At 67.3% G+C, this 12,008-nt stretch carries 16 protein-coding genes; 6 read left to right on the top strand and 10 right to left on the bottom strand.

Annotation, left to right across the window (positions count from 1 at the left end; translation table 11 throughout):
- Positions 1-142 precede the first annotated feature (142 nt).
- Genes AC1RSI_RS04730 through AC1RSI_RS04720 form a run of 3 tightly spaced genes read left to right on the top strand, consistent with a single transcriptional unit; the run spans position 143 to position 3,105 of the window.
- Positions 143-1,312, top strand: coding sequence for an ABC transporter permease (locus tag AC1RSI_RS04730; RefSeq protein WP_154726592.1), 1,170 nt, complete (start codon positions 143-145; stop codon positions 1,310-1,312).
- Positions 1,309-2,064 carry an ABC transporter ATP-binding protein gene (locus tag AC1RSI_RS04725; RefSeq protein ID WP_035309575.1) on the top strand — a complete coding sequence of 252 codons (756 nt, stop codon included), beginning with the start codon at positions 1,309-1,311 and terminating at the stop codon, positions 2,062-2,064. The genes AC1RSI_RS04730 and AC1RSI_RS04725 overlap by 4 nt, the downstream gene beginning before the upstream one ends.
- A gap of 27 nt (positions 2,065-2,091) precedes the next feature.
- The gene (locus AC1RSI_RS04720; RefSeq protein ID WP_154726591.1) at positions 2,092-3,105 is read left to right on the top strand and encodes an HlyD family secretion protein; all 1,014 of its coding nucleotides are present in this window, start codon (positions 2,092-2,094) and stop codon (positions 3,103-3,105) included.
- A 9-nt stretch (positions 3,106-3,114) separates the two neighbouring features.
- Here AC1RSI_RS04720 and AC1RSI_RS04715 read toward each other — a convergent pair whose 3' ends face one another.
- Together AC1RSI_RS04715 and AC1RSI_RS04710 are read right to left on the bottom strand one after the other, a co-directional pair.
- Positions 3,115-3,912: a crotonase/enoyl-CoA hydratase family protein gene (locus AC1RSI_RS04715; RefSeq protein ID WP_008263585.1), complete on the bottom strand. Its 798-nt coding sequence runs from the start codon at positions 3,910-3,912 to the stop codon at positions 3,115-3,117.
- A 116-nt stretch (positions 3,913-4,028) separates the two neighbouring features.
- Positions 4,029-4,181 (bottom strand): hypothetical protein, encoded by a 153-nt coding sequence (locus AC1RSI_RS04710; protein WP_164952605.1) that lies wholly within the window; start codon positions 4,179-4,181, stop codon positions 4,029-4,031.
- Between the two features lie 213 nt (positions 4,182-4,394).
- Between AC1RSI_RS04710 and AC1RSI_RS04705 the strand changes: the two genes are divergently transcribed.
- Complete coding sequence (locus AC1RSI_RS04705; RefSeq protein ID WP_008262298.1) at positions 4,395-4,556, top strand: DUF1289 domain-containing protein; 162 nt, start codon at positions 4,395-4,397, stop codon at positions 4,554-4,556.
- Positions 4,557-4,631: 75 nt separating this feature from the next.
- Positions 4,632-5,147, top strand: a complete 516-nt coding sequence (locus AC1RSI_RS04700; RefSeq protein WP_008262498.1) for a retropepsin-like aspartic protease family protein — start codon at positions 4,632-4,634, stop codon at positions 5,145-5,147.
- Here AC1RSI_RS04700 and pgsA read toward each other — a convergent pair.
- From pgsA to AC1RSI_RS04660, 8 genes are all read right to left on the bottom strand, one after another.
- Positions 5,144-5,791 (bottom strand): CDP-diacylglycerol--glycerol-3-phosphate 3-phosphatidyltransferase, encoded by a 648-nt coding sequence (gene pgsA, locus AC1RSI_RS04695; RefSeq protein WP_008262640.1) that lies wholly within the window; start codon positions 5,789-5,791, stop codon positions 5,144-5,146. The two genes, AC1RSI_RS04700 and pgsA, sit on opposite strands and share 4 nt — an antisense overlap.
- Complete coding sequence (locus AC1RSI_RS04690; RefSeq protein ID WP_154726590.1) at positions 5,788-6,243, bottom strand: PIN domain-containing protein; 456 nt, start codon at positions 6,241-6,243, stop codon at positions 5,788-5,790. The genes pgsA and AC1RSI_RS04690 overlap by 4 nt, the downstream gene beginning before the upstream one ends.
- On the bottom strand, positions 6,240-6,485 hold the full coding sequence (locus AC1RSI_RS04685) for a type II toxin-antitoxin system Phd/YefM family antitoxin (protein ID WP_035309584.1): 246 nt from the start codon (positions 6,483-6,485) through the stop codon (positions 6,240-6,242). Before AC1RSI_RS04685 ends, AC1RSI_RS04690 begins: the two co-directional genes overlap by 4 nt.
- A gap of 36 nt (positions 6,486-6,521) precedes the next feature.
- Complete coding sequence (locus tag AC1RSI_RS04680) at positions 6,522-7,145, bottom strand: carbonic anhydrase (protein ID WP_035309586.1); 624 nt, start codon at positions 7,143-7,145, stop codon at positions 6,522-6,524.
- Positions 7,146-7,212: 67 nt separating this feature from the next.
- Positions 7,213-9,078, bottom strand: coding sequence for an excinuclease ABC subunit UvrC (gene uvrC / locus AC1RSI_RS04675; RefSeq protein ID WP_154726589.1), 1,866 nt, complete (start codon positions 9,076-9,078; stop codon positions 7,213-7,215).
- Positions 9,079-9,094: 16 nt separating this feature from the next.
- The gene (locus AC1RSI_RS04670) at positions 9,095-9,541 is read right to left on the bottom strand and encodes a DMT family transporter (RefSeq protein ID WP_035309590.1); all 447 of its coding nucleotides are present in this window, start codon (positions 9,539-9,541) and stop codon (positions 9,095-9,097) included.
- Positions 9,542-9,572: 31 nt separating this feature from the next.
- Positions 9,573-10,427, bottom strand: coding sequence for an alpha/beta hydrolase (locus tag AC1RSI_RS04665; RefSeq protein WP_154726588.1), 855 nt, complete (start codon positions 10,425-10,427; stop codon positions 9,573-9,575).
- 52 nt (positions 10,428-10,479) lie between these two features.
- On the bottom strand, positions 10,480-10,950 hold the full coding sequence (locus tag AC1RSI_RS04660; protein WP_447941585.1) for an NUDIX domain-containing protein: 471 nt from the start codon (positions 10,948-10,950) through the stop codon (positions 10,480-10,482).
- Positions 10,951-11,183: 233 nt separating this feature from the next.
- Between AC1RSI_RS04660 and AC1RSI_RS04655 the strand changes: the two genes are divergently transcribed.
- The gene (locus tag AC1RSI_RS04655; protein ID WP_291754888.1) at positions 11,184-11,966 is read left to right on the top strand and encodes a DUF5131 family protein; all 783 of its coding nucleotides are present in this window, start codon (positions 11,184-11,186) and stop codon (positions 11,964-11,966) included.
- The last annotated feature ends 42 nt before the right edge of the window (positions 11,967-12,008 follow it).

The raw sequence follows: 12,008 nt of genomic DNA, 5'->3' as shown, positions 1-12,008 counted from the left end.
GCGACGCCGCCAAGAGGCGAGACGGCCTTTGCCCTACGGCCCGTGGTCGCACGGGTCAAAAGCAAGCCTTACCCCGATTTAACTTGGCCGTGATGCCGCGCTCGCTCAGATAGACGGACGTATCGGGGATTTATCGACAACCATGTCGCTTGCGCTATCAACCTTGCTCTACGAGTGGCGTCGCTACATGGCGGCCGTCGTGGCGCTCGCCTTCTCGGGATTGCTCGTCCTGGCCCAGGTCGGCATGTTCATGGGCATCGGCAAGGCCTTCACGGCCCAGATCGATCGGGCCCGCGCCGACATCATGATTCTGAGCCCGGGCGCGACCGCCCTGTTCAACGGCGGCCCCTCAGGCGTGCCGCGGCGAATCATGCCGGTGGTCTATCAGCATCCGGAAGTCCTGGCCGTGGCCGATCTGGACGGTTCCGGCGGTCGTTGGCAGAACATCGTCAAGGATAAGGAGCCCGGCGGCGACCCGGCCGCGCCCGGCGCCAAGAAGATGGAGTTCGTCAACGTCACCACCATCGACGCCGTGCCTGGCGCGGTGACGGTGCCGGTCGACTATTCCGACGACCTGGTCGAGGCTCTGCGTCAGCCCTATGCGGTGGCGGTGGACCAGACGGCTTTGGGGCGATTGGGCGTCAAACTGGGGGATCAGGCCAGCTACAACGGCAAGACGGTCCGGGTCGCGGCTGTGACCCAGGGCTATCCCAACATGATGCAGGCGACGGTCGTCATGTCGCGCGACACCCTGCGGATGCTGGGCGAGGCCAACACCGGCGAACGGGTCGGACCGCTGATGGTGCAGATCAAGGATCCGGCGCGCGCGCCCATCGTGGTCGCCCAGCTGAACTCTATCTCGAACGGTCAGTTCAAGGCCTGGACGCGTCAGGATCTGGCCAAGGCCAATGAAGGGGCGATGATGAAGGAGAGCTTCATCGCCATCATGCTGGGCTTTTCGCTGTTCCTGGGCGTGCTGATCGGGGTGGCGATCACCTGGCAGACGCTGCGCGGCGCCATCATGGCCAATATCAAGGAGTTCGCCTCGCTGCGCGCCCTGGGCGTCGCCATGGGGTCGCTGCGCTGGATCGTGCTGGAGCTCAGCTTCTGGGTCGGGATCGCCGGGGTGCTGGCGGCCTTCATCCTGACCTGGGGGGTCAGCCTGCTGGCGGCCGGTTCGGGCCTGACCATGTCCTTCCCGCCCATGATGGTGATGATGGTGTCGCTGATGCTGATCGTCATCGCCCTGCTGTCCGGTCTGTTGTCGCTGGGCGTCCTCAAGAACAGCCAGCCGGCGGACCTGCTGCGATGAACACTCATACGAAAGTGCACGGCAAACACGGCGACTTCGCCATCGAAGCCAAGGGCCTGGTCAAACGGTTCAAGACGGGCCGCAGCTGGGTCGAAGTCCTGAAGGGCGTCGATTTCGATGCGCGGCACGGCGACCTGACCATGGTCATGGGCCCCTCCGGTTCCGGCAAGTCCACCCTGATCGCCAACCTCTCGGGCCTGCTGAAGCCCGAGGAGGGGCGGGTGGACATACTGGACGTCGACGACCTGTGGACCTACGGCTCGGGTCGGATCGACAAGTTCCGCCTGGACCACTGCGGCTTCATCTTCCAGGGGTTCAACCTGTTCCCGTCCCTGACCGCCCTGCAGCAGGTCATGACGGTGCTGAAGTACCAGGGGCTGTCGTCGGCGGACGCGAAGAAGCGCGCCACCACGGCGCTGGAAGAAGTGGGCCTGGGTCATCGTCTGCACCAGAGGCCCAACGCCCTGTCCGGCGGCGAGAAGCAACGCGTCGCGATCGCCCGCGCCCTGGCCAAGGACCCGCAGATCCTGTTCGCCGACGAACCGACTTCGGCGCTCGACGGCGAAAACGGCCAGGTGGTCATCCGCCTGCTGCGCCGGGCCGCAACCGAACACGGCGCAGCCGTGATCTGCGTGACCCACGACCCGCGCCTGGAAGCCTGGGCCGACCGGGTCATTCACATCGAGGACGGCCGGATCCTGGACGATCAGCGCCGCACTCCTGATCCCGACGCCCAGCTGGCGTCCCACTAAGACCCTTTTCCAACGGACTGAACCGTCATGCCCGCCTTCCTCAAAAACAAATGGCTCTGGATCGGCCTGGTCCTGATCATCGTCCTGGTCGTCGGCTTCATGGCCTTCAGCAAGGCCGGGGCGGCCAAGAAGGCCCAGGTCGAGAAAGAATCCGCCCAGAAGATCGACAGCCCCTACGCCGCCATCGCCAACGGCAAGGCCGACGTCGAGGGCGGGGTGATCAAGGTCGCCGCGCGTCGCGGCGGCGTGGTGCGTGAAGTCTTCGTCAACGAGGGCGACCGGGTCGTCACCGGCCAGATCCTGGCGCGACAGGAGGACGACGAGACCCGTCTGGCGGCGCAGAGCGCGGCTGCGGCTGTGTCGGAGAGCCGCGCGCAGCTGGGGCTGACGCGCGTCGAATTGACCGCCGCCCGGCGCGAGTACAACCGGCTGTCGCGGCTGGCCTCGACCAATTTCGTCGCCGCCCAGCGTCTGGATCAGGCCCGCGATCAGATCGCCCAGGCCGAAGCGCGTCTCGCGTCGCAGGAGGCCGCGATCCAGACGGCCCAGTCGCGTCTGGACGAGGCCCGCTATAATCAGGAACTGACGGTGATCCGCGCGCCTATGGACGGTCGGATCGCCCGCCGCTACGCCCAGCCCGGCGCCGGCGCCTCGACCCTGAACGTCACCGCCATGTTCGACCTTGAGCCGGACACCGACCGCATCGTGCGGGCCGAGATCGTCGAGGCGGACCTGCCCAATGTCACGGTCGGTCAGGAGGTCGAACTGACGCCCGAGGGGGATCCGACCAAGATTTCGGTCGGGCGGGTCCTGCGCCGCGCCGCAGTCTTCGGCGCCCGTCAGCTGCAGTCCGAGGATCCCTCGGCCAGGACCGACGAACGGGTGGTCGAAGTGGTGGTTTCGGCCGACAACACCCCCTTCCTGATCGGGCAGCGGGTGCTGGTGAAGTTCATAAAGCCGGGCCAGAAGGCGGGCGTCGCCCGCCCGGCCAGCGCCGGAGTGGGGCCCAACCAGGCCATGCGTTCGGCCGGCCAGTCGTAAGCCGGCGGGTCAGCGGCCGGTGAAGTCTCCCGGCCGCTTCTCCAGCACCGCGTTCACGCCTTCCAGATGGTCCTCGGTCATGTGGGCCAGGGCCTGCATGGCGGCCGACAGCTCCAGGATCTGTTCGAAGGTCTGGTCGCGGCCCTGACGCATCAGGGTCTTGGCCATGCGCAGGGCCTGGGGCGGCTGGGCCGCGATCTGGCCGGCGGTGATCAGGGCTTCGTCCATCAGCCGGTCGTGCGGCACGACCCGATTGACCAGGCCCCAGCGCTCGGCCGTCTCGGCGTCGATGCTGCGGCCGGTGAACAGCATTTCAGCGGCGCGGGCGTAGCCGACGTCGCGCGGCAGCCGCCAGGCCCCGCCGTCGCCGGGAATGATGCCCAGCTTCAGGAAGGGCACGCCGAAGCTGGCCCGGTCCGAGGCGATGCGGATGTCGGCGGTGGCGGCGATGCCGCAGCCCAGGCCCATGGCCGGACCGTTGACGGCCGAGACCAGCGGGATCTCCAGATCATAGAGGCTGCGGACGATCCGATGGACGACGCGGCGATAGCGGGCGCGGATCTCGGCGCCTGAGCCTTCGAACAGGTCGCGCCGGTCTCGCATAGCGGTCAGGTCGCCGCCGGCCGAGAAGGCGCGCCCGGCGCCCGTCAGGACCACGCATTTGACCGTCATGTCGGCGTTGGCGCGGGCGCAGGCGTCGGCGAATTCGTCGCCGTCGGTCAGGTCGGGCAGGGCGTTCAGCCGGGTCTCGCGGTCCAGCGTCCAGATCAGGATCGCGCCCTGTCTGGTTTCGGCGATCAGGCCCATCGGTCGTCTCCTCGTTCCGCCTCCGTCATCGGACGCCGACGCCGCGTTACGCAAGCCCGGAATTGCAAAAGCCCCGGCGCGGACCGGGGCTGCTGCACGTCGGGCTTTCGAGGCCGTCAGGGTTTCTTGGGCGTATAGGGTACGAAGTTGGACGGATGGCTGACCGCCCGTCCCGAGTTCGACGGCATGTGCCGACTGTTGACCAGCATCCCGCCCCACAGGGCGAAGGACATCATGGCGTGTTGGAGGTTACGCTCCTTATCGTTCATTTTGGCGTCTCCTTTCGCAGAACGATGAAAAGAGACGCGTCGTACCTATGGAATCTCACCATCAGTCGTTTCGCGTCAGAGCCCAAGATAGGCAGTTTTGCGGAAATTGCAAATTTATCGATCAGCAAGCGGAGTATATTTCTTGATGGTGTCACATTGAGCAGGGTCCCGCGCCCGGCCGGGCCGCCGAAATCGATCGCCACGCCCTGTGTCATGGTATGCGCCGTCGATGGCGAAAGCGGCCTGTGTCTGGGGTGTTTCCGGACCTTGGGCGAGATCGCCGGCTGGCGCGCGCTCAGCGACGCGGAAAGGGCGGCGGTGATGGCGGATCTGCCGTCCCGGCGGTCTCGGGTGGACCCGGCCAAGCTGGGCTAGGACGGCTCGGGGCTTAAGCTTTCGTCAGCCAAGTCGGTTCACCGCATTCCAACCTGGGTCGGATAGGCAGGGTGCATGATCCGCATCGACCTTCAGTCCGCCGCCGTGCTGAGCGTCGCCCTCATGGCCTCGTTCGCGACAGCTTTCACGATCCGTCATCTGGACGGCGGAGAGACAGCCATGGCGGCGTCCGCCGATGTCGCTGTCGCGGCTTCCGCGTCCGGAACCCCGACCCAGGTGGTCAAGGGGCCGGACGGTCACTACTGGGCCCAGGCCAGGATCGATGGCCGTGCGGTCCAGGTTCTGGTGGATACGGGCGCCAGCGTGGTGGCCCTGACGCGCGCCGATGCACGTCGGCTGGGTGTCGATCCAGCGCCGGAAGCCTTCACCGGCAAGGTCCAGACCGCCTCGGGCGTGGTGCGGGCCGCGCCGGTCGAACTGAAGACGATCTCGGTCGCCGGGGTTCGGGTCGATAAGGTCGAGGCCCTGGTGGTCGAGGAAGGCCTGACCTATTCGCTGCTGGGCATGAGCTATCTGGGTCGGCTGTCCGCTTTCGAGGCGACGCCGGCGGGTCTGACGCTCAGGCCCTAGAGATCCCGCATCTGGCGCTTGGCTTCGCGGAAATACTGCCAGCCGGTCCACAGGGTGATGACGGCGGCGAACCAGATCAGGAAGACGGCGAAGGATTCGAACGCCGGCTGCCACGACAGGGGCGAACCGTCCGGCTCCTGCAGGCCGAAGGCGTTCCACAACAGGGTCAGCTGCAGCGCGGCCAGGGCGACCATCTGCACGGTGGTCTTCCACTTGGCGGCCAGGGTGACGGGCAGTTCGATCCGCCCGGCCATGGTCTCGCGCAGGGCCGAGACCGCGAACTCACGGAACAGGATCAGGCCGCAGGGCAGGGCGATGCCCGGCAGGGAGCCGGAGGCGAGCACGCCCAGGATAGCCCCCGTGATCAACACCTTGTCCGCGATCGGATCCAGGATGGCGCCCCACCGCGTGGTCGAGTTCCAGCGGCGCGCCAGGAAGCCGTCGACCCAGTCGGTCGAGGCGGCGATGACGAAGATCCAGAAGGCCCAGATCCCGAACTTGGCCTGGGTGTCCGGCGACAGCCAGGCGTCCAGCGCCCCCGGCGCGGCGCCGGCCATCATGGCGAACATCACCACACCGGCGAACAGGCGGATGCCGGTCAGGATATTCGGGATCGGATTGGCGCGGTGCGGATAGGTGGTCATGGCAGGATTTCCAGCAGGGACGCGAGCAGGGGATGAAGCGTCTCCGCGAACGGATTGGCGATGGTCACGCCTCGATAGACGAAGCCGTCCTGCATGTCTTCGGAAAGCAGAAGGCCGCAGCCCGCTTCGGCGGCGACGGTCAGGATCAAGGCGTCCCAGATCTGTAGATTGAAGAAGGCCGCGGCCTCCAGCGCGGCGTCCATGGTCGTGGCCGAGGCGGCGGTCAGCCCAATGCCAGCGCTCCAGTCCAGCACGATCTTCCTGGCGACCTTCGGCGGGTGTCCGCCCTTGCGTGTCAGGATGTTGTAGAACTCGCCGGCAACCTGGGTCGGGATGACGAGGTTTTGCTTGGCGAGCGTCTTCAGCACCCCTAACGCGCGCTGACGCTTGGGTTCGTCATCACCGATGCCGGCGGCGTAACCCAGGACGTTGGTGTCGAGCGCCAGTTTCAAGCGTAACCGTCTTCACGTGTGATGCGTCCGGGCGCGCGGGCGGGCAGGGCGGCCAAATCGTCCACAAGGGCGTGCAGCCGAGCGACGCGTTCATCGTCTGTCGGCTCGCCGGCGGTTGCAGGCGTAATCCGCACCAGCGGCTTGCCGTGCGCGGTGACGACGTAGGACTCGCCAGACGCCACCTCGCGAAAGATGCGCGAGAACTCGCGATTGGCCTCAGTCGCGGTGATCGTCCGTTCCATGGTTCAATAGTAGTGTTTTCCACTACTTCGCGCAAGTCACGCCAACGGTTCGAACCGCGGCTTGTTCGTCAGGGCGCGCAGGACGCCGTCGGCGATGCCGAAATGCAGGCCGGTCAGGGTCAGTTCGCCGGCCGCCTCGCGCTCGGCGATCCAGGGGAAGGTGCGCAGGTTCTCGATCGACAGGCGGACGACGGCCTCTTCGGCTGCGCCTTCGACCTGATCTTCGGACACTTCCTCGGCGACGCGGCGGACGACGGCCGAGCCCTGGGCCACCCAGGGGGCGACGAAGTCGGCGCAGATGTCGGGCGCCCCGTTCAACATGGCGTCGACCCCGCCGCAGTGGGCGTGGCCCATGACGACGATGCGGCGCACGTTCAGCACCTTGACCCCGAACTCCAGCGCCGCCGACACCCCGTGCAGCAGGCCGTCAGGCTCGTAGGGCGGGACCAGATTGGCGACGTTGCGCACCACGAACAACTGGCCGGGCGCCGCGTCGAAGATCAGGGCCGGATCGGCGCGGCTGTCGGAACAGGCGACGATCAGGGTGTGCGGCTTCTGGCCCAGCTCGGCCAGGGCTTCGTACCCGGCGCGGGCGGCGGGCCAATGATCGGTGCGGAACCTGCGGTATCCGGCGGTGAGTTCGTCGTCGATGTCGCTCATGACTCGCCTGTAGCCTCGCTTCAATCCGGACTCAACGGCCACGAGGCCGCAAGGCCGAGGCCGAACTTCAGCTTTTCCTGAAGAAGGCGTGGATGCGTTCGGCCAGGGCCTGGTTGATTCCGTCGATCTTCAGCAGGTCCGCCACTGAGGCGCGGCCGACGCCCTTGGCGGAGCCGAAGGCGTGGAGCAGGGCCTTCTTGCGGCCGGGGCCGACGCCTTCGATCTCGTCCAGCGGATTCTTCTTGATGTCCATCGAGCGGCGCTTGGCGTGGGCGCCGTTGGCGAAGCGGTGGGCCTCGTCGCGCAGCCGTTGCAGGTAATAGAGGGCCGGCGACTTCAGCGGCAGCATGAAGGGCGGCTTGCCGGGCATGAAGAACTTCTCCATCCCCGCATCGCGATCCGGCCCCTTGGCGACGCCGACCACGGCGATGTCGTCCAGTCCCAGGTCGGCCATGACGGCCAGCACCTCGGCCAGCTGGCCCGCGCCGCCGTCGATCAGCAGCAGGTCAGGGCGGACGGCGTCCTCGCCCTCCTCCTCGTCCTTGACCAGGCGGGCGAAGCGGCGGCGCATCACCTCGCGCATCATGCCGTAGTCGTCGCCGGGGGTCAGATCCTCGCCCCGGATGTTGAACTTGCGATACTGCGACTTCTGGAAGCCGTCGGGGCCGGCGACGACCATGCCGCCGACCGCGTTCGTGCCCTGGATATGGGCGTTGTCGTAGATCTCGATCCGTTCGGGCCGGGTTTCCAGACCGAAGGCCTCACAGACCTCGTCCAGGATTTTCCCTTGCGCCGAACTTTCGGCCAGGCGGCGGCCCAGGGCTTCGCGGGCGTTGGTCAGGGCGTGGTCGACCAGGGCCAGTTTCTCGCCGCGCATGGGGCGGGCGATCTCGATCCTGCGGTCGGCCTTCATCGAGAAGGCCTCTTCCAGCAGCTCCAGCTCGTGCGGGCGGACGTTGGACAGGATCAGGCGCGGGATCGGCTTGTCCTCGTAGAACTGGCCCAGGAAGGCGGCCAGGATCTCCGGATCGGTGTCGGTCTTGTCCACACGCGGGAAATAGGCGCGGCCGCCCCAGTTCTGACCGGCGCGATAGAAGAAGACCTGGACACAGGCCTGGCCGCCGTCGGAGTGCAGGGCGAAGACGTCGCCCTCGGCCACGCTGTCGGCGCTGACGGAGTTCTCCATCGAGATGGCGGACAGGGCGCGGATGCGGTCGCGGACGCGGGCGGCCTGTTCGAAGTCCATGGCGTCGGAGGCGGCCTGCATCTCCTGCGACAGGCGACCGATGACGGCGCGGGACTTGCCGCGCAGGAACTGTTCGGCCTCGGTGACCAGTTCGCCGTAGTCCTCCAGGCTGATCAGGCCGGTGCAGGGGGCCGAGCAGCGCTTGATCTGGTGCAGCATGCACGGGCGGGTTCGGGTCTCGTAGACGCTGTCGGAACAGGAGCGCAGCAGGAAGGCCTTCTGCAGGGTGTTCAGGGTCCGGTTGACCGCCCAGGTCGAGGCGAAGGGGCCGAAATAGTGGCCCGGCGTGGTGTGGGCGCCGCGATGCTTCTTCACCTGGGGGGCGCGGTGGTCGCTGCGGATCATCAGCTCGGCGAAGGACTTGTCGTCACGCAGCAGGACGTTGAAGCGGGGCTTCAGCTTCTTGATGAAGTTGGATTCCAGCAGCAGGGCCTCGGTCTCGGACGCCGTGACGACCAGTTCCATCGATCGGGTCTGGGCCACCATCAGGCCGATGCGCTGGGTGTGGAACCGGCCCTGGGCGTACTGGACGATGCGCTTCTTCAGCGACTTGGCCTTGCCGACATAGAGGCAGGACCCGTCCTCGCCATACATGCGATAGACGCCCGGCTTGTCGGGGGCCCGGCGCGCCTCGTCGGCGATCAGGGCGGCGGCCTTCAGGTTGGAATCGAGCGTCTCCTCGGTCATCCGGGGGGATATAGGCTCAAGACCGCCGAACCAGAAGGACGCCGGCCAGAACCAGGCCCACGCCGGCGATCCGGCCCAGGTTCAGCGGCTGGCGCGGCACGCCCAGGGCGCCGAAATGGTCGAGGATCAGGCTGAGCAGCAGCTGGCCGCCGACCATCAGGGTGATGGTCATGGCCACCCCGAGGCGCGGCACGCCCCAGGCGGCGGCGACCACGAAACAGGCGCCGTAGACTCCGCCCAGCCAGGCGTACCAGGGCAGGGCGCGGGCGGCGGCCATGTCGGGCCGGGTCTGCATCAGGGCGGCGACGACCCCCAGCACCGTCGTGCCGACGGCGAAGGAGATGAAGGCGGCGTTGACCGGCGAGGCGACGGCCGAGGCCAGCCTGGCGTTGGTCGGCGCCTGCAGGGCGGTGGCGCCCCCGGCCAGGACGACGACGAGGATGGCGATGAGCGAGGGGTTCATGCGCCTTGGCTAGCACGGCCCTGGCCGTTTGTTAGCCCGAGATGAAGCGGGCGGCGCGTTCGCCCTCGGGATCGCCGGCGACGCCAAAGCCGCGGTTGATGGTCATGTGGCTGTCGTCGGGGGCGGCGACGACCTCGGCCCGGCCGCCGGCGTGGGTCAGGGCCTGGGCCAGGTCGCGGCTCTGAGCCGCCGAATCCTGACGCCGCGCGACGTGGAAGATCAGGAAGGGCGGATAGGCGACGCCGGGGCGGACGCGCAATGTCGGCGACAGGGCGGCCGCCTGGTCGCCGAAAGCCTGGTCATAGGTCTGGCCCAGCCACTGATCGATCCGGTCGTCGCCGCGCGGGGCGGTGGCGTCATAGCCCGCCCCGTCCAGCAGGATGACCCCCGCCAGATCAGACGGCTTCAGCCCGACCGCACCCAGATAGTCGGGGTCGATCCCGACCAGGGCGGCCAGATGGGCGCCGGCCGAGTGGCCCAGCAGATAGATCGGGCGGCCGGGCAGGCGGCGTTTCAGGTCGGCGACGGCGGCGGCGACGTCCATGGCGGACTCGCGGGCGCTGACGGCGGGAACCAGACGATAGCTGGTCGAGGCCAGGGTCAGGCCGTGCCGTCGGGCGTAGGCGGGCAGTTCGCTGACCATCGCCCGCTCGCCGCGCGACCAGCCGCCGCCGTGGACGAACATCAGGATCGGTCCGGAGCCGCGGTCCGCATAGACGTCATAGGCCTGGAGCGGGTCGGGGCCGAAGGCCCAGGTGTGGACGGGGGCCGCCGCGCTGCCGCCGGCCTGGTCGCGTCGGCGCCCCAGGCGGCGCTGCGCCAGGGCCGGGCCGGCCAGGGTTGAGAGGGTCAGGCCCAGCAGGGCGGCGCGGCGGGAGACGGGCATGATACGTCCTTTCGTGACCCTCAGAATAACGCCGTGCGCCGTCCGGTCCGCCTCACCAATTTGTATCGATTTGTACGCCGTCGAACCATTCGGCCAGCCGCGCGCGACAGCCCCGGTTGACGTCGGCGGGCAGGGCGTCGGGCGCGAACCAGCCGACCTCGGCGATCTCGCCGTGGCTGGTGCGTTCGCCCTGGTCGAAGGCGTCGATGACGAAGACGGCGACATGATCGCCGGGAAAGAACCGCTCGTTGGCGTGCAGCGAGACCAGGCGCGGCGCCGCCCGCGCGATCAGCCCGGTCTCCTCGCGCAGTTCGCGCACCACGGCCTCATGGGTGGTCTCGCCCCGGTCCACCCCGCCGCCCGGCAGCCACCAGCCCGCCAGATAGGTGTGCCGGACCATCGCCACCCGCCCGTCCGCATCCACCGCCACGGCCCGCACGCCCAGCGTCTTGCCCCGCGACAACCGCGACCAGGCGAAGAAGACGGGGCGGGTGAAGGGTTCGACGCGCTGACGCCAGTTCATCGATGTATCCGCCCCCGGCCGTGGTGTGTGGCGGGATGTTCGATCATCTTTGGGGGCGGGAGGGAAGGGGGGGGCGAAGAGCTTGGCAGCACCGCAAGACGCTCATTGCGTCCGCAAGGAAGTCGGCTTCATGCCTAAGTTGTAGGCCATACTTGGATTAGCATGTGCTGCGTCGCCCGCTGGGTAGGGTCTGATTAACCAAAGCGCCCGACAATCACCGAAGGAGCAAACGCATGGCTGACACATCGATCGAGTGGACGGACGCGACTTGGAATCCGGTTGCCGGCTGCGCCATCATAACGCCCGGCTGTACGAACTGCTACGCTATGCGGATGGCAGCACGTCTCGAAGCGATGGGGGTTGAGAAGTACGCGGGCCTAACCCGAAAAAGCGGAGGTCGCTACATCTGGTCAGGCCGTATTACGCTTGATGAGGCCTCGCTCGTGATACCGGCGCGCTGGAGGAAGCCCCGAAAGATTTTCGTGAACTCGATGTCGGACCTCTTCCACCCCGACGTCCCGACCGATTTCATCGGCCGGGTGTGGGATGCCATGGCGGCGGCACCGCAGCACACCTTCCAGATTCTGACGAAACGACCGGAGCGCATGCGCGATGTGGTCGCCGAAGTTGCACCTCAACCGCTGCCACACGTCTGGTTGGGAACCAGTGTCGAGGACGACGCCGTTGTTGGTAGGCTCGATGATTTGCGAGAAACACCAGCGGCGGTCCGCTTTGTGTCGTTCGAGCCGCTGATTGGTTCGGTAGCCAGCGCTGACTTAGCTGGCATCGATTGGGCGATTGTGGGTGGTGAATCCGGCCCGCGTTCAAGACCTATGGACGAGGAATGGGTAGACGAAATCTACGGCATGTGCGCCGAGAGCGAGACTGCCTTCTTCTTTAAACAATGGGGCGGGCGAAACAAAAAGACGGCTGGCCGCGACTTCAAGGGTCGAACTTTCGACGAGATGCCTCAATCTGCTGTAGGCTCAGGACTCATAGCCAGAATAGCACTGTAGCGGCGAGGGCGATGGCGGACAGGAAGACGGTCGGGCACCGAT

This window comes from Brevundimonas sp. GW821-FHT10E09 (genome assembly GCF_058809375.1).
Note: the sequence above shows the minus strand (reverse complement) of the source record. Positions and strands in the feature narration are given on the sequence as shown.

Coding starts and splice junctions, on each gene's coding strand:
- AC1RSI_RS04670 (WP_035309590.1), bottom strand. CDS start 9,541: ATGAACCCCTCGCTCATCGCCATCCTCGTCGTCGTCCTGGCCGGGGGC.
- AC1RSI_RS04665 (WP_154726588.1), bottom strand. CDS start 10,427: ATGCCCGTCTCCCGCCGCGCCGCCCTGCTGGGCCTGACCCTCTCAACC.
- AC1RSI_RS04715 (WP_008263585.1), bottom strand. CDS start 3,912: ATGGGCCTGATCGCCGAAACCAGACAGGGCGCGATCCTGATCTGGACG.
- AC1RSI_RS04680 (WP_035309586.1), bottom strand. CDS start 7,145: ATGAGCGACATCGACGACGAACTCACCGCCGGATACCGCAGGTTCCGC.
- pgsA (WP_008262640.1), bottom strand. CDS start 5,791: ATGACCACCTATCCGCACCGCGCCAATCCGATCCCGAATATCCTGACC.
- AC1RSI_RS04655 (WP_291754888.1), top strand. CDS start 11,184: ATGGCTGACACATCGATCGAGTGGACGGACGCGACTTGGAATCCGGTT.
- AC1RSI_RS04725 (WP_035309575.1), top strand. CDS start 1,309: ATGAACACTCATACGAAAGTGCACGGCAAACACGGCGACTTCGCCATC.
- AC1RSI_RS04720 (WP_154726591.1), top strand. CDS start 2,092: ATGCCCGCCTTCCTCAAAAACAAATGGCTCTGGATCGGCCTGGTCCTG.
- uvrC (WP_154726589.1), bottom strand. CDS start 9,078: ATGACCGAGGAGACGCTCGATTCCAACCTGAAGGCCGCCGCCCTGATC.
- AC1RSI_RS04685 (WP_035309584.1), bottom strand. CDS start 6,485: ATGGAACGGACGATCACCGCGACTGAGGCCAATCGCGAGTTCTCGCGC.
- AC1RSI_RS04705 (WP_008262298.1), top strand. CDS start 4,395: ATGGTATGCGCCGTCGATGGCGAAAGCGGCCTGTGTCTGGGGTGTTTC.
- AC1RSI_RS04730 (WP_154726592.1), top strand. CDS start 143: ATGTCGCTTGCGCTATCAACCTTGCTCTACGAGTGGCGTCGCTACATG.
- AC1RSI_RS04700 (WP_008262498.1), top strand. CDS start 4,632: ATGATCCGCATCGACCTTCAGTCCGCCGCCGTGCTGAGCGTCGCCCTC.
- AC1RSI_RS04710 (WP_164952605.1), bottom strand. CDS start 4,181: ATGAACGATAAGGAGCGTAACCTCCAACACGCCATGATGTCCTTCGCC.
- AC1RSI_RS04660 (WP_447941585.1), bottom strand. CDS start 10,950: ATGAACTGGCGTCAGCGCGTCGAACCCTTCACCCGCCCCGTCTTCTTC.